Origin of the sequence: Roseburia sp. OF03-24 (assembly GCF_003463035.1) — a bacterium.
GTDB lineage: Bacteria > Bacillota > Clostridia > Lachnospirales > Lachnospiraceae > Roseburia > Roseburia rectibacter.
In genome coordinates this window covers 96,437-117,250 of record NZ_QSCK01000002.1, presented here as the reverse complement: position 1 = coordinate 117,250, position 20,814 = coordinate 96,437, and the positions used below count along the sequence as shown (strand labels likewise).

Below are 20,814 nucleotides of genomic sequence, written 5' to 3'. Positions count from 1 at the left end.
TGCCGGATAATACGGCGTATCAGTAATAAAATATATTTGCAGAGATTGCCACACCAAAAAGATATCAGTTTGTCTTATCAGATCTGCGGTTCATAATAAGAAGCAGCAGAAATGCAGCAAAAAACAACAGTGTGGAAAGTGCATAAAGTTCCGGACGTACACCTTTCCGAAGTTCTGTATAGAGCATAGTAGAAAGCGTATTTACACCGGCTCCTTTCGTGAAAAAGGTGATGGAAAAATCATCCAGCGACATGGTAACTGCCATTAAAAATCCAGAAAATACACCGGATTTGATGTCAGGCCAGGTTACTTTATAAAAGGCATAAAGCGGGGAGGCACCAAGATCTAAGGCAGCTTCATATGTGTTTCTGTTTATCTGCTTTAATTTTGGAAGTACATTCAAAATTACATATGGAATATCAAATGTAATATGTGCGATGAGTACTGTCACAAATCCAAGATTTAAAAATTTTACAAAAAGCAGCATGAGGGATATTCCGGTCACAATGTCTGCGTTTAACAGCGGGATATTGGTTGCACCGAGCATCAGGGTTGTGCCACGTTTTTTCATGGCACTGATCCCGATGGCAGCAAGTGTGCCGATCAGGGTTGAGAGTACTGCGGCAGCGAATGTGATCTGAAGTGTCATGGTCAGTGCATTCATGATCGTTTCGTCTGTAAAACAGGAAGCGTACCATTTTAAAGTGAATCCACCCCATACGACTCTTGATTTGGAATTATTGAAAGACAAAATGACCAAAACAAGAATCGGAAGATATAAAAATAAAAAGATGACCGCAAGATAAATGCGGGATGCAGCCTTCTTTACCATACAGCAGTTCCTCCCTGATCTTTATCGAAGATATTCATGACCGCCATACTTGCGATGACGAAAATCATAAGTACTACGGAAAGCCCGGAACCTAAGTTCCAGTTACTTCCCTGCATAAATTCCTGTTCAATGACATTTCCGATCAAGAGCACTTTACCGCCACCGAGCAGATCGGAGATCACGAAAGATGTGAGAGCCGGAACAAAGACCATTACGATCCCACTGATGACACCAGAGAGAGTCAGCGGAAAAATAATACGGAGCATTACGATTTTTGAATCAGCTCCTAAGTCTTTTGCAGCTTCAATGACATCCGGTTTGATACGCGCCATGGAGTTATAGATCGGCAGGATCATAAACGGCAGAAAATCGTATACCATACCGAAAACAACGGCAGGCGGTGTGTTTAACATTTTTACCGGACCGAAACCGAAGAAACCAAACAGGGCATTTACGATACCGTTGTTAGAAAGTAAAAGTCTCCAGGCAAGGATGCGCAGCATAAAGTTCATCCACATTGGAAGTACAAATAAAAATACAACGAAACTCTGATGCTTAAAATGAAAACTGTTTAGGATAATGGCGAGCGGATAGGCAAGCAGCAGGCAGACTATTGTACAGAAAAATCCGAGTTTCAGGGAAAGCAGGATGGATTTTACATGCACCGGATCTGCGATCGCTGCAATATTATCCCAGGTAAATGTACCGGAAGCGTTTGTAAAAGCATAATATAAGATAATAACGATCGGCAGCAGGATAAATCCGATCATCCATACAAGATAAGGTCCTGCTAAAAGCTGTCTGCCTAATTTACGCATCGATCTCTACAGCCTCCTCGTCCTCAGATTCCGGTTTGTTCATGATCTGGATATTAAACGGGATCACGTTGATGCCGACATGTGTGCCGACCGGATACATTTTCGTCGTGTGGACAAGCCATTCATAACCATTTGCCATGATACTGATCTCATAGTGTACACCTTTAAATATAATAGAGACAATGTCACCATCCATAAAACCGGCGCCAGGTTCCGTGATCTCAACATCTTCCGGACGGATCACGACATCAACCGGAGTATTGCATCCGAAACCTTCGTCAACACATGGAATCTTTACACCTAAAATTTCCACGACCTTATCTTTGATCATGGTTCCGTTTATAATGTTGCTGTCACCGATAAAATCAGCCACAAATGCATTGACAGGTTCGTTGTAGATCATTTCGGGGGTGCCGATCTGCTGGATGTACCCCTGATTCATAACGACAATCGTATCAGATATGGTAAGTGCTTCTTCCTGATCGTGGGTAACAAATACGAATGTAATGCCAAGCTCATTTTTCAGACGGATCAGTTCGTACTGCATGTCCTGACGGAGCTTTAGGTCGAGAGCACCGAGCGGTTCATCTAAAAGAAGAACTTTTGGCTCATTTACAATGGCACGCGCGATCGCGATACGCTGCTGCTGACCGCCGCTTAATGAGTCGATAGAGCGGTTTTCAAATCCTTCAAGATTTACCAGCTTCAAGGCATAACGGATCTTATCATTGATATATTCTTTGCTTTTTTTCTTAATACGCAGTCCGAATGCAATATTTTCTGCAATCGACATATGCGGGAAAAGTGCGTATTTCTGGAAAACAGTATTTAAATTGCGCTCATTTGGAGGTAATGATGTGATATCTTTGCCGTCAAAAATGACACTGCCGGCATCCGGTGTCTCAAAACCGCCGATGATACGAAGGGTGGTTGTTTTTCCACAGCCGGATGGACCGAGAAGTGTGATAAATTCATTTTCACGGATATATAAATTTAAATCATCTAATACGACATGGTCGCCGTAAGATTTTGAAATACCTGTCAGATTAATTAGTTTTTTGCTCATTTGTGTTCAAAACGTTTCTTAATTGGTAGAAGAAGAAACATGATCCCTTTCTAAGTGGTTACATGATAAAATTAAAAACTCGGCGGCGTAGATACCCAGATTAAGATGGCATCGCGGTTTCCATTATTTTCCAGACGATGTTTTTTACCGGCCTGGAAATAAAAAGATTCGCCAGCGCGGACGGTATAAGCCCTTCCACCATATAGTACACGCACAGTTCCTTTTAATACATAGCCAAATTCTTCCCCTGTATGTGGCAGGTGTGTGTCGGAGGAGCCGCCGGGTTTTAAGGTAAGGCGTACCGGTTCCATACTGTTTTTCTGTGCATTTGGAATGATCCATTCGATCATTTTATTTCCATCTTCACTGATTTTTTCAAAATAGTCATCTTTTTCAAATACGATCTGTTCCGGTTCTTCGTCCGTAAAGAATTCGGCAGGTGTTGTGCCGAGACACTGTATGATATCGAGCAGTGTACCAATAGACGGAGAGTTCTGGTTACGTTCCAACTGGGAAATAAATCCCTTGGTCAGTTCGGAGCGGTCGGCGAGTTCCTGCTGTGTCAGACCATACTGGATACGCAGTTCTTTCATACGCTTTCCGATATCCATAATAATCCTCATTTCTGCGATGTTTTATAGTAACTGTAAAAATATATGTTTTGTTTACAATAAGTAAACAAGATTATTTTATGCATTTCATAGGAAAAGTCAATAGAAAATAAAATATTGCAAAAATTTAGAAAAAAATATAAAAAAGGTATTGCATTTTTTATAATATATGTATATACTAGTCGAGTGTGGCGCAAGTCAAAAGACAGTCCACATTAATTGCCAATATGGCTCAGTTGGTAGAGCAACGCATTCGTAATGCGTAGGTCGTCGGTTCGAGTCCGACTATTGGCTTATAACTTCCGGAAGTCCGGACAGATAAGAGCAAGTGGTTTCTGAAAAGTTCCGCTTGCTTTTTTTGTAATAAGAAAATTCTTTTTTATATATCAGAATGTGAAAGGAAACGGTATTATGGCAGAGAAAAATACGATTTTAATTGGAATTGCAGGAGGAACAGGAAGCGGGAAAACGACGCTGGCAGATAAAGTGGTTGACAGCTTTGGACGTGATGAAGTCAGTATTCTGCGTCATGATAATTATTATAAACGCCATGATGAGATGAGTTATGAAGACCGCTCAAAGTTAAATTATGATCATCCGGATGCATTTGATACAGAACTGTTATGTGAACATATCAAAGAGCTGAAAAAGGGCAATGCCGTGCAGATGCCGGTCTATGATTATACGGTTCACAACCGTTCCGACAGGACGATCCTTGTGGAGCCGGCACCGGTGATCGTACTTGAGGGTATTTTGATCTTTGCCGAGCCGGCCTTGTGTGAACTGATGGATATCCGTGTATTTGTAGATACGGATGCGGATGTGCGTATTCTAAGAAGGATCGTAAGAGATGTAAAAGACCGTGGACGCTCCTTAGACAGTGTCATAAATCAGTATTTAACGACTGTAAAACCGATGCATGAACAGTTTGTGGAACCGAGTAAACGCCGTGCAGATATCATAATCCCGGAGGGTGGCGAAAATGCGGTTGCATTGGAGATGCTGATCCAGAGAGTAAGAAAGCATTTAGAGGAAGCGTAAAGATACAGCATCAGCCATTGCCTTGTAACCGGCACTGCTTGGGTGAAGATGGTCGCCACTATCATAGCCTGGTTTGAATGCAGCAGGATTGGTGCTGTCACGTACGGCAAGGTCAAAATCAATGCAGCCTTCAAAGCCGTCCGCCTGGCGGATCCATTCATTGACTTTGTTTTTCAGTTCTTCACGGAACGGGGCATAGGTACGCCAGCCTTCGATCGGAAGCAGTGTTCCGATATAGACAGACAATCCAAGAGAATGTGCCTGGTCAGTGTACCATTTGAGACCGTCTATGAGTTCTTCTGCTGTTGGAAGATCACTCATGGGACGGAACAGATTGATATCTGTTCCAACCGGGTGAATGATATCATTGATCCCCTGCTGGATAATGATAGTATCGGCACCGGCGGTCGGTATTTCATGCAAAAAGCGGTTGCTTCCTTTTAAACCGTAGGAATCATAGGTAATGCAGTCATACTGGCGCAGGATTCTGGTACCGCTTGCAGCGCGTCGGATGATGGAAGTGTGTTTTCTGCCATCACGTCTTAAACGTAGCGTTAGTTCATCCGGCCATGCCTGTGCGGTAATGGAGTCACCATAGCAGATCACAGCATGGTTGTCGGATGATGTTAAAATATCGATATTGCTTAAAAAATAAAACCAGCTTGTCGTTTTGCTTGTATCAAGAGGAAGCTCTTCTGTTAATGTCTGATCACCCAGTGAGAAAAATCCTTTCGAGAGAGGACCTGTGATCAGAACAGCGGACTGCATCAGCGTAAAGTCTGCAAAATAAAGATTGACACAAAGTGTCTGTCCTGCCTGAACCTGAAAGGAAACTTCATCGCTTACAATACGCTTGTGTGCATCAAGTGTCACAGAAGGATTGCCCAAAAAAGTAATCTGTGTTGTTGTCGATTTCTTCTGCGGGCAGGACAGATTAATTTTGGGGGCAGAATCGCTGTTGGTATTGAAGTCCGCAACGGAGACGGTTGCCTTTGTGATAGAGACAGGTTCGCTTCCACAGTAATTGTCAAAGGTAAATCTTAAAGATGTTCCGTCAAATGGCGCATAGACCGGATAGCGGAGTGTAATATCTTTTGCATAGCTTTCCGGCCGGTGTTCTGCGATTGAAACTGCATTTCCCCACATGGAACACCATGTATCAGGTTTGTTGATCGTTGTATGATTCATCGGGTTCTCCATTTCTGTCAGATAATTATTTTCGTTGTATCAGTATACATCCTTTTTGAAAGAGGGTAAAGTGAAAACTACTTGTTCTTTTTTATATAAATTGATATAATGCAGAAAGATGACGTGTTTTCCGGTAAGCAGATCATTTGACCGGATGACATTATAGCAGAAAGAGGAGAGGTATTAAGGTATGAGTGAACCTGAAAATTATGTAAAAAAAGAGGAGCCGCGCGTATCCATAAAGCAGCGCAGAAAAAAGAGTATAGGGGGTATCCTTGGAACGTTATTTGCAGAGAATCAGAGTATGCTGATGCTGTTTGCAGTCATTGTTGCAGCACTTGCGGTTATTCTGGCAGGAATTATTGCTCTGCATATGCCGGTTGTTCCGGTTTGTCTGATCGTATTGTTAGAAGCAGGGATTGCCTGCTGCCTGCATGATGTACCGGTCTGGCTGCATGCGATTGCTGTGATCGCTCAGATCGTAGCAGGGGTTTTCGCCGGAGCAACTGTTTTTATGGTGCTTTGCGTGGTAGAATATTTAGTTGGAATTTTGTGCCTGCGTTATGTAAGAGAGTAAGGAATGAGGATGAAAACGGACTTTTGCTTTGGGGAGACTTTTAGCAGGAGTCCGTTTGTATTTTACGGGAGGAAAAACGGATGAAAGCACAGGAAAAGATTTTAGTATTCTGTTCCAGGGAAATCTGTTATTTGTCGGGAAACTTTTTTGCCCATCAGCTTGCAGGTGCGTTTGAAGAAGCAGGCTATGAGACGACAGTATGTGAGTTTACATCCAAAGATGATCTTGATAAGGTACTTTCTCCATTTTTTGGAAAAAAATATCGTGCAGTTTTTGACTTTAACTCTTTGCTTCCAAGACTTGCGATGGATGACGGGACACCGGTGACAGACCTGATCGATGGTCCATTTTACGATTATATTTTGGATCATCCATTATTTCATTATAACTGTCTGATGACACAGGCAAAAAATTTTCATGTAATCGTGCTGGATGAAGGACAGGCTGATTATGTCAGAAAATATCATCCAAAAGTAAAGAGCGTGCATATGCTCCCGCTTGGAGCGACGGTTGCATTATTTGACGGTGAAAAAAATCCTGCGGATCGGATCCTTTTTATAGGAACTTACGATTCACCGGATAAGGTATATGATATTGTGAAAGCAGCACCGGAGCCTTTTTGCGGATTGATGAAAAGGATCATAGAAATGAGGATCGGGACGCCGGAACTTCCGATGGAGGAAGCATTTCGGGCATGCCTGAAAGAAAATGACATGGAACTTGACAGTGCGCAGTTTGCTCTTTTTATGAATACAATGTATGCATCGGATGCCTACATCAGGGATTATTTCAGGAAAGCGGCACTTGATGAGCTTTTAAAAAGAAAGATACCGGTACGGTTAGTCGGTGAGGGATGGGAAAAATATCAGACTCCCTATGAGAAATATCTGACGATCGAAAAGCCGGTTACCTTTGATCTTTCTTTTGAGAAAATTGCAAGAAACCAGATCATGCTTGATGTTTCGCCGATTTTTAACCGGGGCATCCATGACAGGGCGATTGCCGGGATGGCAAACCGTACTGTGGTGCTGACAGATGAGAATCCGTACAGGAGTTCGCATTTTAAAAACAGGGAGGATCTGATGTTTTATTCGCTGTCAGAAATAGGTTCGCTGTCGGAAGCTGCCGGAGAACTGATGGAAAATGACAGACTTCGGGAAAAGATCCGGGACAATGCATATCAGACATTCTGTACCGGGCATACCTGGAGGGCGCGGGCAGAAGAAATATTGTCATGGGAGGCAGAAAATTGAAACAGAATTATCAGAAAATGCTTGAGGAGACCATAGCGAAAAACCAGAGTGAGAACAAAGTGCCCACCCTGCTGTTGCACAGTTGTTGTGCACCCTGCAGTTCTTACTGCTTGGAGTATCTGTCACAGTATTTTAAAATCACGGTTTTTTATTATAATCCGAATATTTATCCGGAAGAGGAATATTTTAAACGTGTAAAAGAGCAGCAGCGCTTTATCGAGAGACTGCCGGCAAAATATCCGGTTTCTTTTGTAGAGGGAAATTATGATAAAGAACGTTTTTATCAGATGGCGCAGGGACTAGAGGACGTGAAAGAGGGCGGTGAGAGGTGTTTCCGCTGCTATGAACTGCGGCTCCGGGAATCGGCAGAGATTGCAAATAAACTTCATATGGATTATTTTACAACGACATTATCCATCAGTCCGCTTAAAAATGCAGAAAAATTAAATGAGATCGGGGATCGTTTATCTGAGGAATATGGGATTTCATACTTAAATTCTGATTTTAAAAAGAAAAACGGATATAAGCGTTCCGTGGAGCTTTCCGAAGAATATGGCATGTACCGCCAGTATTACTGCGGCTGTGTTTTTTCGAAAAAGGAAAGGGATGCGCAGATCGCGGCGAAGGAAGCGGAGAAGCATGCGTGACAGCATGTATAGCCGGTGCATAAAAATACAACAGGGACTTGCAGGGATGCAGCACTTCATGTAGAATGAAATGTAATTATGACAACGAAAGTGAGGATTTAGATATGGCACAGTTATGGGGAGGACGTTTCACAAAGGCAACAGACCAGCTTGTATATAATTTCAATGCGTCTATCACATTTGATCAGAAATTTTATAAACAGGATATCGAGGGCAGTATCGCACATGTAAAAATGCTTGGAAAACAGGGTATTTTAACAGAACAGGAAATGAACGATATCGTCACGACACTGCAGGAGATCAAAGAAGATGTGGAGAGCGGAAAATTAGAGATCACATCAGAATACGAAGATATTCACAGTTTTGTGGAGGCAAATTTAATCGACCGTCTCGGCGATACCGGTAAAAAGCTTCATACCGGACGCAGCCGTAATGACCAGGTGGCACTTGATATGCGTCTTTACACCAGAGACGAGGTGCTCGCAGTGGATGGACTGTTAAAAGAACTTCTGACCACGATCTTACATATTATGGAAGAAAATACAGAGACGATCATGCCGGGCTTTACCCATTTGCAGAAAGCACAGCCGATCACGCTGGCACATCATATGGGTGCTTATTTTGAAATGTTCAAGCGTGACCGTCTGCGTCTGCATGATATTTACGAGCGTATGAATTACTGTCCGCTCGGTTCCGGGGCGCTTGCCGGTACAACTTATCCGTTAGACCGCGAGTATACTGCGGAACTGCTTGGCTTTTATGGACCAACTTTAAACAGTATGGACGACGTTTCAGACCGCGATTATCTGATCGAGTTTTTATCTGCGTGTGCAACGATCATGATGCATCTTTCCCGTTTTTCTGAGGAAGTGATTATCTGGAACTCCAACGAATATCAGTTTGTTGAAATCGATGATGCGTACAGTACCGGAAGCAGTATCATGCCACAGAAGAAAAACCCGGATATCGCAGAACTGGTTCGTGGTAAGACCGGACGTGTCTATGGTGCTCTGATGTCTTTACTTACGACAATGAAAGGAATCCCGCTTGCATACAATAAAGATATGCAGGAAGATAAGGAGCTTTCTTTTGATGCGATGGACACAGTAAAGGGATGTGTTGCATTATTCAATGGAATGCTTGCAACCATGCGTTTTAATAAAGAAAGAATGCGTCAGTCTGCAAATCATGGATTTACAAACGCAACAGATGCAGCAGATTATCTGGTAAATCATGGCGTTCCATTCCGTGATGCACATGGAATCGTTGGTCGTATCGTACTTTACTGCCTTGATAAAAAGATTCCGATCGATGACATGAGTCTGGAAGAATTAAAAGCGATCAGTCCGGTATTCGAGGAGGACATCTATGATGCGATCTCCATGGAAACATGTGTCAATAAACGTCTGACGATTGGCGCACCTGGCAGGGAAGCAATGGAGAAAGTCATTGAAAAAGAGCGCGAATATCTGAGCAAAGAATGGATGTAACACTTTTGTACACTGACGTGTTGTTGTGACAAATGTACAAGTTTTTGCTAAAAATACAGGAAACTTTGACAAAATAAGCATTGCTTTTTTCGGGAAAATAGCATAATATATTTACTATGAAAGACACATGTTTGCGACAGACGGACAAACAGAGAATAAGGGACGAGGAGATTAGAGCAAAATGAGCGAAAAGTTAAAAGTTGGTATTCTTGGTGGAACAGGTATGGTAGGACAGAGATTTATCTCTCTTCTGGAAAATCACCCATGGTTTGAGGTGACAACCATTGCAGCAAGTCCTAGAAGCGCCGGAAAGACTTATGAGCAGGCAGTTGGTGACCGTTGGAAAATGGATACACCGATGCCGGAGGCAGTAAAAAATATCGTTGTCATGAATGTCAATGAAGTGGAGAAAGTAGCAGCAGAGGTTGATTTTGTATTTTCCGCAGTGGATATGACCAAAGAGGAGATCAAAAAGATCGAGGAAGATTACGCAAAGACAGAGACACCTGTTGTTTCCAATAACAGTGCACACCGCTGGACACCGGATGTTCCTATGGTAGTGCCGGAAGTAAACCCGGAGCATATGGAAGTCATCAAGTACCAGAAAGAGCGTCTTGGTACAAAACGCGGTTTCGTTGCTGTAAAACCAAACTGCTCCATCCAGAGCTATGCACCGGTACTTACTGCATGGAAAGAGTTCGAGCCGTATGAAGTGGTTGCTACAACCTATCAGGCAATCTCAGGTGCCGGAAAGACATTTAAAGACTGGCCTGAGATGGTAGGAAACATCATTCCTTACATCGGTGGTGAGGAAGAAAAATCTGAGAAAGAGCCGCTTCGTATCTGGGGTTATGTTGATGACGAGAAAAAAGCGATCGTTCCGGCAGAATCACCGGTCATTACCTGTCAGTGTATCCGTGTTCCGGTATTAAACGGACATACAGCAGCAGTATTTGTTAAATTTAAGAAAAACCCGACAAAAGAGCAGCTGATCGAGGCTTTGAAGAACTTCAGCGGTGTTCCGCAGGAGTTAGGTCTTCCGAGCGCACCAAAGCAGTTTATCCAGTACTTAGAGGAAGACAACAGACCGCAGGTCTCCTTAGATGTTAATTACGAGAACGGAATGGGTATCTCAGTCGGCAGATTAAGAGAGGATACCGTATACGACTGGAAATTTGTCGGACTTTCCCATAACACAGTCCGTGGTGCAGCAGGCGGTGCAGTACTTTGCGCAGAACTGCTGAAAGCACAGGGATATATTACAAAGAAATAAATAAAACATGGATGATAGAAACGTCATCGGAGGATTTCCGATGGCGTTTTATATTGCCTAAAAAATTTAAAAATGTTATAATTTCTCTTATGCGAAATAAAGGTTAAGTAATCAGAAACGGAGAAATATTTTAGTGGCAAAGTCTTTGATAATAACGGAGAAACCAAGCGTGGCGCAGGAGTTTGCAAGGATTCTTGGCGTGAACGGGAGAAAAGACGGATACATTGAAAATGATGACTATGTCATCACATGGTGCGTCGGACATTTAGTGGAAATGGTCTATCCGGAAGCATATGATGAAAAGTACAAAAGATGGCGGTTGGAGGATCTGCCATTTCTGCCGGAAGAATATAAATATAATGTAATACCAGATGTCAGCAAGCAGTATGATACCGTGCACAGAATGCTTTTCAGAGAGGATATAGAGACCGTCTACTGGGCAGGTGATGCCGGAAAAGAAGGACAGACGATCGAGGAGAATATCAGACGTTTCGGTGGTGTCAGGGAAGGAATGAAAGAACTTCGTGTCTGGATCGATTCCCAGACCGAGGAAGAAATCCTGCGCGGAATCCGCGAGGCAAAGCCGATGTCAGAGTATGACAATCTGGCAAAATCCGGTATCATGCGTACGATTGAAGATTATGCGATGGGAATCAATTTTTCCAGAGCCATGTCGGTAAAATACGGGAAATTATTAAATGATGCCGCGGCGACAAAGAGTTACACAGCGATCGCTGTGGGACGTGTCATGACGTGTGTACTTGGGATGGTTGTGATCCGTGAGCGTGAGATACGCAATTTTACTGAGACTCCATTTTATCGTGTGGTGGGAGACTTTTTACCGGAAGGTGCTGAAAATGAGGTGTCAGTTGCTGCAGAGTGGAAAGCGGTTGAGGGTTCTGGATATTTTGAATCGCCGCTTTTATATAAGGAAAATGGATTCAAAAAGCGTGAGAGTGCAGAAAAACTGATCGGTGAACTTGACGGGAAAATGGCGTTTGTAAAATCTATGGAGCGCGGTACATCCAGAAAGAAAGCACCACTGTTATTTAATCTTGCAGAGTTGCAGGCAGAGTGCTCCAAACGATACAAGATCAGTCCGGACGAGACATTGCAGGTGGCACAGGATTTATATGAGAGAAAACTCACGACTTATCCAAGAACAGATGCGAGAGTTCTGTCAACAGCGGTAGCAAAGGAAATCGGTAAAAATTTAAACCGCCTGAAAACTTATGAGCCGACCAAAACTTATACGGAACATATTCTAAAAGAAGGCAGCTACCGGAATATTGCACGTACACAGTATACCGACGACTCAAAGATCACAGACCACTATGCGATCATTCCGACCGGGCAGCTTACGGAACTTCATTCGTTAAATGACCTGCAGCGAAGAGTATACGATCTTATCGTACGCCGCTTTTTAAGTATTTTTTATCCGGCGGCAGAGTATGAGACAGTCAAACTTGTGGTACAGGTGGAAGCAGAGCAGTTTTTTGCATCTGCAAAGGCACTTAAAAATCCGGGATTCCTTGAAATTATGGGAAGACCGGCAAATGAAGACAATAAGGAAGAAGAGAGTGCGGGACTTTTAAAACTGGCGGGACAGTTAAAGACCGGCGATCCGCTGAATGTGGATGGTTACGAGATCAAAGAGGGGAAAACGGCACCGCCAAAACGTTACACGTCCGGTTCCATGGTGCTTGCAATGGAAAATGCCGGACAGCTTATTGAGGAGGAAGAGTTAAGAGAACAGATCAAGGGATCAGGGATTGGAACGTCTGCGACAAGAGCTGAGATCATCCGTAAACTGGTGCGCATCGGGTATCTTAACCTGAATAAAAAGACACAGGTATTAAGTCCGGAAGCAATCGGTGAGATGGTGTTTGAGGTGGTAAGTATGACTGTGCCTGCGCTTTTGAATCCGAAAATGACAGCTTCCTGGGAAAAAGGACTTGACGGTATTACGCGCGGAACAGTCGTTATGGAAGATTATCGCGGGAAACTGGAGGATTTTATCCGGAAAGAAACGGTTTCCATGATCGAGCATGATCTGACCGGAAATCTTGCTGCAAGGATACATCCATTTGTCGGAAAAGGTGGAAGAGGACTTGCAGCCAGAAAAAAAATAGAGGCGGTCTGTCCGGTCTGCGGCGGGGATATGGAAACGACACCATTCGGTTATGGATGCAGTAATTATAAAAAAGATGGAAGCGGATGCAAGTTTGCCATCGGAACCATAGCAGGAAGAGACTTAGAGAAAGACGAAGTGGTGGAGCTTCTGACCAAAGGACACACAGAGGTATTGTCCGGCTTTATCTCAAAGTCCAGAAAACGCTTTTCTGCTGCACTGGTACTTGAAAAAGATGAGAATGGAAAAGCATCAGTCAATTTTGACTTTTCCAAAAATGAACCTGAAATATTAGAAGGGGTGAAATGTCCGGTCTGCGGTTCTGATATGGAAATCACTTCTTTTGGTTACAGTTGTGTGAAACACCGTGAAGATCCGAAAAGCTGTTATTTCTCCATTGGAAAAATCGCGGGAAAATCCCTTAGTGTGGATGACCTGACTGATCTGCTGCAAAAAGGAGAGACGGAGGTCTTAAAAGGGTTTACCGCAAAAAATAAAAAGAAGTTTTCGGCGGCATTGCTTTTGAAAACAGGAGAGGATGGCAGAAAAACAGTCGAATTTGATTTTTCAAAGAATGAGGCAGAGATATTAGAAGATGTAGTCTGCCCGATGTGCGGCGGACAGATCCAGAAAACATCATTTGGTTATGGCTGTATGAATTACGACCAGCAAAATCCGCAGAGCTGCCGCTTTGCCATCGGTACACTTGCGGGACGTGACCTGACAGAGACTCAGGTGAAAGCACTTCTGACCGACGGCAGAACGGAGACAATCCGCGGTTTTAAGTCGAAGACCGGGAAAAAATTTGATGCCTGTGTGGCGTTAGAGACGGATGAAACCGGTCGGAAGTATTTAAAATTTGACTTTGACCATGTGGAGGCAAAGAAGATAAAAGATGTAGTCTGCCCGCTCTGCGGTGGTGATATCGTACAGACAGCGTTTGGCTACGGATGTGCGAATTATAAAAAAGATGACCCGGAAAGCTGCCGTTTTTCCATTGGAAAGATGGGAGAAAAAACGTTAAATGAGGCACAGGTGAAACAGCTTCTGACAGAAGGCCGGACAGCAACGATTCGCGGTTTTAAGTCAAAGACAGGAAAGAAGTTTGATGCAAGGATTGCTTTAAATAGAGACGAATCCGGCAAGGTGATCGGACTGAAATACGATTTCTCGGATGTGGAAGCGCCAAAATTAAAAGATGTGAAATGTCCGGTCTGCGGTGGGGATATGGTAAAAACGCCGTTCGGCTATGGCTGTGCGAATTATAAAAAAGATGATCCGGAAAGCTGTCGTTTTTCGGTTGGACAGATCGCAGGAGTAAAATTAAAAGAAGCACAGGTCAAAGAACTTTTAACCAATGGAAAAACCGGTGTGATCGAAGGATTTATCGCAAAGACCGGAATGAAATTTGATGCGCCGTTAAAACTGACCAAAGAGGGGCAGATCACCTTTGATTTCCCGGAGAAACCAAAGCCGGTCGAGACGACGGTAAAGTGTCCGAAATGTGGGGAACTCTTAAAGAAAAGCCAATGGTATTATGAGTGTGACTGCGGTTTTAAGGTAGGGCATACGGTTGCGAAAGTGCCGCTTTCGGAAGCAATCATAAAAGAACTGTTGGAAACCGGAAAGACAAAGGAAAAAGTGACTGGATTTAACTCGAAAGCAGGAAATGTATTTGATGCATGTTTAAAATATGAGGATGAGCGGATCAGTTTTGATTTTGACAATCCGGGAAGCCAGTCTCTGCAAAAACAGGAGACAGAGGGGCAGTCAGAAGTGCAGACGGCTGTGCAGGAGAATGGGGCACAGCAGATGCAGCAGGCAGAACAGGGTGGCACAGAGACACAGCAGTCACAACGGACGGACTCTGAACCGGATGGTGCAGATGATTTCTATGCCGCTATGGCAAATGAGGCTGCGGCGTTCCAGGAGGAAGAAGAGCAGGAATGGATCGCAGGAAGCAATTTTTTAGATGAGTTTATGCCGTAAGCGATCTCCGGCAGACAGAAATTCTTGTCTGTCCGGAGATTTTTTTGCAGTGTTCGAATATTATTTTGACAGATCTGTGAAAACGTTTTACAATAGAACCAGTATGCAAACAGAAATGCAAGGATCACACTGGATTCATATCCATGTGACAGAGACATTCTGGGATGGAGGAAAAGATGGAAAACGCAAAAATCAGCAATTTATATGATTTGGATGAAACAATCGCAAAAGAATATTTAGAACAGTTTACATATCCATGGGAGGCTTTAAAAGGGATCAGTGAGTTCATAAAAAAGCTTGGACCAACATTAGATCCGGAAAAGTTTGAAAAAAGAGGCGAGGATATCTGGGTTGCAAAGAGTGCAAAAGTGGCACCGACAGCATGTTTAAACGGTCCGCTGATCATTGATGAGGATGCAGAAATCCGTCACTGCGCATTTGTCCGCGGCAGTGCGATCGTAGGAAAGGGTTCTGTTGTCGGCAATTCCACAGAACTGAAAAATGATATTATTTTCAATTCCGTTCAGGTGCCGCATTACAATTATGTTGGTGATTCTATTCTGGGTTATAAGTCACACATGGGTGCAGGATCAATCACATCAAATGTGAAATCAGATAAGACACTGGTTGTGGTAAAAGATGGTGATGAAAAAATTGAAACCGGATTAAAGAAATTTGGTGCAATGCTTGGAGATTTTGTTGAAGTTGGATGCAATTCTGTATTAAATCCTGGAACGGTGATCGGCAGACATACAAATGTATATCCGCTTTCAAGTGTCAGGGGAGTGATCCCGGCAAACTCAATTTTTAAGAAACCGGGCGAGGTTGTACAGAAAAAAGAAGCATGATATTCTTAAACTTAAGATCCGGACAGGTCGGATAAGTTATGGCAGAAAATATTGATCATATTTTAAGTACAGGGAGATAAAATATATGGAAGAAGAAAAGAAATATATTTATAATGATAAAGCGGAACGGATCAGAAAGATGAACCGGTTCTATATAGGTGCAACCATATTTCTTGGAATATTGTTTTTACTGTATCTGTGGCTCCGCATGGCAAATCAGAATCTGGTAAATGCAGTAGTATATGGGAATACTGCATTAATAATAGGCGCATCAGTTTTGAACACGATTATTTATCATAAAGATCATGTAACAGCAAAATTAAAAGTGATTGCTACGCTTGAGATGGGATTAGAGTATCTGTTAGTCGGAGTACAGACAGATGCACATTTTATTACGTATGTACTGATCGTTTTAGTTGCGTTACAGATTCCGTACTATGATGAAGGTGGATTAAAAAGAACCTGTGTGGGAGTGAGTATTCTCTACGTGATCGTTACGATTGTTCAGGGAATAAAGGGTATTACTGTATTGAACGTGGATACAATATGTTCTGTGGTCGGCGTGCTTGGCGTTTTATTTATGGTTTCAAGAATTGGAAAGATCACATTATTGTTTAACGCAGATGCACTTGGATCCATAGATGAGGAACACAAAAAGCAGAATGAAATTTTACAGGGAGTGCTTGAGATTTCCAAAACTGTTCAGGAAGAATCAGTTAAGAGCAGCAGCCTGATCGGAAAACTGGTCGAGACGACCAATTCTGTAACTGGCAGTATGCAGGAGATTACAACGGCTTCCGGAATGAATGCAAACAGCATCGAAGAACAGAATACCATGACTGCAACGATCCAGGATGCGATCGAGGAAACAAGTGAGCGATCAAAACAGATGGTGGATATCGCAATGAATTCAAATGACAGCATTCAGGAAAATATGCGTGTGATGGATGCGTTGAAAGATCAGGCAGAGCAGATCACAAATACAAATCATGATGTTACTGAGGCAATGACCAAACTTCAGGATAAGACAAAAGAAGTAGAAGAGATTGCAGGTATGATCTTAAATATTTCAAGTCAGACAAACCTGCTGGCGTTAAATGCATCTATTGAGAGTGCACGTGCCGGAGAAGCCGGAAGAGGTTTTGCGGTTGTAGCAGAGCAGATCAGACAGCTTGCGGAACAGACAAAAAATTCGACGGAAGAGATCACGAGAATTACAAACGAACTGAATGCAAATGCAAATGATGTGGTTGTATCAGTAGAAGGTTCTGTACAGGCAACGGAAGATCAGAAAGAAAAGATTCTTGCTGCGTCAGAAACATTTAATCTGCTTAATAAAAATATAGGTGAGCTGGTTGCCCATATTGAAGAGGTCAATAAAAAGGTAAGCGGACTTTCAGATTCCAACAATAAGATTGTGGTAAACTGCTCGCAGCTTTCGGCAGCGACTGAGGAAGTTACGGCGAGTGCAGAACAGGTACATACACTCAGTGAAGAAAACCTTGATGTTGCAAAACAGGTTCAGAATGCGGTAGAGAAAATTCACAGTACGGCAGATGATATAAAAAAGTTTTTGCACTGACAGAAAGGAATGCATAATTATATGAAAAATAAAGTGTGGTTGTTTACAGCCGCACTTTTGCTTTTTACAGCAGGGTGTGGTGAGCCAGATATGGCACAAAATAAAATAAACAGCAATGAGCAGAAAACAGCAGGAATTTCAGATACAGATGAAACAGAATCCGAAATAGACAGCAGTGCGTCTGAAAAAATGGAAGCAGCCGAAGAAAAATATATCTGGAAAGAGATCACGCTGCAGTTCCCGGAGAGCTGGGAAGATAAGTATGTAATTTTAGAAGATGATACCGGTTTTTCTGTTTTTCAGAAAAAATCCTATGAGAAAGAAAGTGGGACGGGGTTTCTTTTTGGAATTACCAAAGACACGGAATGGTATCCGGATGCTGCCGGTGTAAGTATTTTAGGATATACCGATGATGGAGTGTTATATGAGGTTGTGAGGCCTACGGATGTGAGCTGCGATGTGGAAAATGAGGATACTTTAAATGAATATCAAGGGATGATGCAGCAGTCAGATACGGTAGTACAGAATGCGGTCATTGATACACAGAACCTGCACAAAGATGCTGACCAGTATATCATTCCGGTCAGTATGACACAGACAATTTCGGCAGACAGTCTTATCAATATGTCGGACAATGATTTATGGTTAGCACGCAATGAAATCTATGCAAGACATGGACGGGGTTTTACCAATGAATATCTGCAGAGTTATTTTAATGCATGTTCCTGGTATGAAAAAAGTGAAGAAGCAGATGCATTTGATGAATCTGTGCTGAGCCAGACAGAAAAAGACAACTTAAAGGTAATACAGGAAGCTGAAACAGCATATGAACAGGAGCATCCGTATCCGAAAGAATATAAAACAGGACAGAATATTATGGTGGATCTTAATGGAGATGGCAGCGAAGAAGAGATCCGTTATGATGTGAAAGAGAGTAGTGATTATTCAGGTTATTCCTGTGTCCTTACGGTTAATGGAACAGCATATGAACTGTGTGAATATGTAGCTATGGTGACACCAGAAACGGAAAGCTTTTATGTTACAGACATGGATGAATATGATAATTCTCTGGAAATCGCGGTATTAGACGATGGACCAAGTGCCGATTATGCGACTTATTTTTACCGGTATGACGGAAGTGCGCTGGCGTTTATCGGGGAAGTGGATGGTTTCCCTTTTAAGGAGCAGAATGGCGGAATCAATGGTTTTACCGGGCAAAACGGAATCAATGGAACAATCCGTACAGATATTCTTGAAACCGCATATCTTAATGGATACTGGTGGTATGACAGCAATGCACGGAAACTGGAATATATGGATGGCGGTATGCATCAATACAAGTATTTCACACCGCACAGATTATATGTGGATCTTCCGTTGTGGAAAGCTATGGATCAGAATTCGGAACAGGTAACGGTTTCGTCCGGGCAGGATGTGTTCTTTATCAGCTCTGATGCAAAGGAATGGATCTATGTGCGTGCAAAAGACGGAACAGAAGGGTACATCCATGTGGATGGTGAAAATGTCAGCAACGTCGGCAGACCCGGCACGGAAGTTTTTTCGGAGTTAAATTACTTTGACTAGTGTATAAAAACAAATACACGGAATAAAGATAATTTTTTTCGATTAGGACTTGTAGATTTCAACAAAATGTGCGAAAATAGGTAAGGTATGTTAAATGTATAACAAAGTCTGATACATACAGTTCTATTTAAGTGAAAGGAGTCTTAAAATGATTTACACTAAGGAAGTCGAAAACATGTGTCCTGTAGCAAAGGGCGCAAAACATGAACCAGCTCCAATTCCGGAAGAAGGCAAATGGGTTCATTCTAAAAAAATTGAAGATATTTCAGGTTTTACACACGGTGTTGGCTGGTGTGCTCCTCAGCAGGGTGCCTGCAAGCTTTCATTAAATGTAAAAAATGGTGTAATCGAAGAAGCTTTAGTTGAGACAATCGGATGCTCTGGTATGACACATTCCGCAGCTATGGCAGCAGAGGTATTACAGGGCAAAACTATTCTTGAAGCATTAAACACAGACCTTGTTTGTGATGCAATCAATACAGCAATGAGAGAGTTATTCTTACAGATCGTTTACGGTCGTACACAGAGTGCATTCTCTGATGACGGTCTTGCAATCGGTGCTGGTCTTGAGGATTTAGGTAAAGGACTTCGTTCCCAGGTTGGTACAATGTACGCTACCAAAGAGAAAGGTGTTCGTTACTTGGAGATGGCAGAAGGTTATGTAACCGGTATTGCTCTTGACGAGAATAACGAAGTTATCGGATATCAGTTCGTTTCTCTTGGAAAAATGACTGACTTCATCAAAAAAGGCGATGATCCTAACACTGCATGGGAAAAAGCAAAAGGACAGTACGGCCGTGTGGCAGATGCTGTTAAAATCATCGACCCGAGAGAAGAGTAGGAAAGGAGACGGACGAAAATGGCATTATTTGAAGGATATGAAAGAAGAATTGACCAGATCAACGCTGTGTTAAACAGCTATGGTATCAGCTCTATCGAAGAAGCTGAAAAAATTACAAAAGATGCTGGACTTGATGTTTACGATCAGGTAAAGAAAATCCAGCCAATCTGTTTCGAGAACGCTTGCTGGGCTTACACTGTAGGTGCTGCAATCGCAATCAAAAAAGGATGTACAAGAGCTGCTGATGCTGCTGCAGCAATCGGTGAGGGACTTCAGGCATTCTGTATTCCGGGTTCTGTTGCAGACCACAGAAAAGTAGGTTTAGGACATGGTAACCTTGGTAAAATGTTATTAGAGGAAGAGACAGAGTGCTTCTGCTTCTTAGCAGGACATGAGTCATTCGCAGCAGCTGAGGGTGCAATCGGTATCGCTGAGAAAGCAAACAAAGTACGTCAGAAACCATTACGTGTTATCTTAAACGGACTTGGAAAAGATGCTGCACAGATTATCTCCCGTATCAATGGATTCACATTTGTTGAGACACAGTATGATTACAAAGCTGCAAAATTAAATGTTGTATATGAGAAAGCATATTCCAACGGACTTCGCGCAACTGTAAAATGCTACGGTGCAGATGACGTTCAGGAAGGTGTTGCAATCATGCATCATGAGAACGTAGGTGTTTCCATCACTGGTAACTCTACAAACCCAACACGTTTCCAGCATCCGGTTGCAGGTACATACAAAAAAGAATGTATCGAGCAGGGTAAGAAATACTTCTCAGTTGCTTCCGGCGGTGGTACAGGACGTACACTTCACCCGGACAACATGGCAGCAGGTCCTGCTTCCTACGGTATGACAGATACCATGGGACGTATGCACTCTGATGCACAGTTCGCAGGTTCTTCTTCCGTACCGGCTCACGTTGAGATGATGGGTCTGATCGGAATGGGTAACAACCCTATGGTTGGTGCTACAGTTGCTGTTGCAGTTTCCGTTGAGGAAGCTCATAAGGCTGGTAAGTTCTAAGATAAATTTAAAGC

At 42.8% G+C, this 20,814-nt stretch carries 17 protein-coding genes and 1 tRNA gene; 13 read left to right on the top strand and 5 right to left on the bottom strand.

What is annotated here, in order from left to right:
- Positions 1-64 precede the first annotated feature (64 nt).
- The 4 genes from DXA60_RS01785 to DXA60_RS01770 all read right to left on the bottom strand — a co-directional run bounded on the left by DXA60_RS01785 (position 65) and on the right by DXA60_RS01770 (position 3,327).
- Positions 65-832: an ABC transporter permease gene (locus DXA60_RS01785; RefSeq protein ID WP_117918970.1), complete on the bottom strand. Its 768-nt coding sequence runs from the start codon at positions 830-832 to the stop codon at positions 65-67.
- Entirely contained in the window at positions 826-1,650 is an 825-nt protein-coding gene (locus DXA60_RS01780) for an ABC transporter permease (protein WP_117918968.1), read from the bottom strand. The genes DXA60_RS01785 and DXA60_RS01780 overlap by 7 nt, the downstream gene beginning before the upstream one ends.
- Complete coding sequence (locus DXA60_RS01775) at positions 1,643-2,716, bottom strand: ABC transporter ATP-binding protein (RefSeq protein WP_117918966.1); 1,074 nt, start codon at positions 2,714-2,716, stop codon at positions 1,643-1,645. Before DXA60_RS01775 ends, DXA60_RS01780 begins: the two co-directional genes overlap by 8 nt.
- A gap of 71 nt (positions 2,717-2,787) precedes the next feature.
- Positions 2,788-3,327: a cupin domain-containing protein gene (locus DXA60_RS01770; RefSeq protein WP_186898704.1), complete on the bottom strand. Its 540-nt coding sequence runs from the start codon at positions 3,325-3,327 to the stop codon at positions 2,788-2,790.
- Positions 3,328-3,548: 221 nt separating this feature from the next.
- On the opposite strand from DXA60_RS01770, the gene DXA60_RS01765 reads away from it, so the two are divergent.
- Both DXA60_RS01765 and udk read left to right on the top strand, forming a co-directional pair.
- A tRNA-Thr gene (locus DXA60_RS01765) sits at positions 3,549-3,621 on the top strand.
- Positions 3,622-3,738: 117 nt separating this feature from the next.
- A complete protein-coding gene (udk, locus tag DXA60_RS01760) occupies positions 3,739-4,368 on the top strand; it encodes a uridine kinase (RefSeq protein ID WP_186898705.1) in 630 nt (209 codons plus the stop codon).
- On the opposite strand, the gene DXA60_RS01755 is transcribed toward udk, so the two are convergent.
- A complete protein-coding gene (locus DXA60_RS01755; RefSeq protein WP_243006718.1) occupies positions 4,354-5,556 on the bottom strand; it encodes a GDSL-type esterase/lipase family protein in 1,203 nt (400 codons plus the stop codon). The two genes, udk and DXA60_RS01755, sit on opposite strands and share 15 nt — an antisense overlap.
- 190 nt (positions 5,557-5,746) lie before the next feature.
- Here DXA60_RS01755 and DXA60_RS01750 point away from each other — a divergent pair, with 190 nt between their 5' ends.
- The 11 genes from DXA60_RS01750 (at position 5,747) to DXA60_RS01695 (ending at position 20,800) form a co-directional block, all read left to right on the top strand.
- On the top strand, positions 5,747-6,133 hold the full coding sequence (locus DXA60_RS01750; protein WP_117918958.1) for a hypothetical protein: 387 nt from the start codon (positions 5,747-5,749) through the stop codon (positions 6,131-6,133).
- 80 nt (positions 6,134-6,213) lie between these two features.
- Positions 6,214-7,386: a glycosyltransferase gene (locus tag DXA60_RS01745; RefSeq protein ID WP_117918956.1), complete on the top strand. Its 1,173-nt coding sequence runs from the start codon at positions 6,214-6,216 to the stop codon at positions 7,384-7,386.
- A complete protein-coding gene (locus DXA60_RS01740) occupies positions 7,368-8,033 on the top strand; it encodes an epoxyqueuosine reductase QueH (protein ID WP_117918954.1) in 666 nt (221 codons plus the stop codon). The genes DXA60_RS01745 and DXA60_RS01740 overlap by 19 nt, the downstream gene beginning before the upstream one ends.
- A gap of 104 nt (positions 8,034-8,137) precedes the next feature.
- The gene (argH, locus tag DXA60_RS01735; RefSeq protein ID WP_117919042.1) at positions 8,138-9,523 is read left to right on the top strand and encodes an argininosuccinate lyase; all 1,386 of its coding nucleotides are present in this window, start codon (positions 8,138-8,140) and stop codon (positions 9,521-9,523) included.
- Positions 9,524-9,704: 181 nt separating this feature from the next.
- Positions 9,705-10,796, top strand: coding sequence for an aspartate-semialdehyde dehydrogenase (gene asd / locus DXA60_RS01730; RefSeq protein ID WP_117918952.1), 1,092 nt, complete (start codon positions 9,705-9,707; stop codon positions 10,794-10,796).
- A gap of 133 nt (positions 10,797-10,929) precedes the next feature.
- Complete coding sequence (locus DXA60_RS01725; protein WP_117918950.1) at positions 10,930-14,916, top strand: DNA topoisomerase III; 3,987 nt, start codon at positions 10,930-10,932, stop codon at positions 14,914-14,916.
- A gap of 176 nt (positions 14,917-15,092) precedes the next feature.
- Positions 15,093-15,764, top strand: a complete 672-nt coding sequence (locus DXA60_RS01715) for a UDP-N-acetylglucosamine pyrophosphorylase (RefSeq protein ID WP_182384816.1) — start codon at positions 15,093-15,095, stop codon at positions 15,762-15,764.
- 85 nt (positions 15,765-15,849) lie between these two features.
- Entirely contained in the window at positions 15,850-17,346 is a 1,497-nt protein-coding gene (locus DXA60_RS01710) for a methyl-accepting chemotaxis protein (protein ID WP_117918944.1), read from the top strand.
- A 21-nt stretch (positions 17,347-17,367) separates the two neighbouring features.
- Positions 17,368-18,930 (top strand): YARHG domain-containing protein, encoded by a 1,563-nt coding sequence (locus tag DXA60_RS01705; RefSeq protein WP_117919040.1) that lies wholly within the window; start codon positions 17,368-17,370, stop codon positions 18,928-18,930.
- Positions 18,931-19,078: 148 nt separating this feature from the next.
- The gene (locus DXA60_RS01700; RefSeq protein WP_006858743.1) at positions 19,079-19,771 is read left to right on the top strand and encodes an iron-sulfur cluster assembly scaffold protein; all 693 of its coding nucleotides are present in this window, start codon (positions 19,079-19,081) and stop codon (positions 19,769-19,771) included.
- An 18-nt stretch (positions 19,772-19,789) separates the two neighbouring features.
- On the top strand, positions 19,790-20,800 hold the full coding sequence (locus DXA60_RS01695) for a GGGtGRT protein (protein ID WP_006858744.1): 1,011 nt from the start codon (positions 19,790-19,792) through the stop codon (positions 20,798-20,800).
- Positions 20,801-20,814 lie beyond the last annotated feature (14 nt).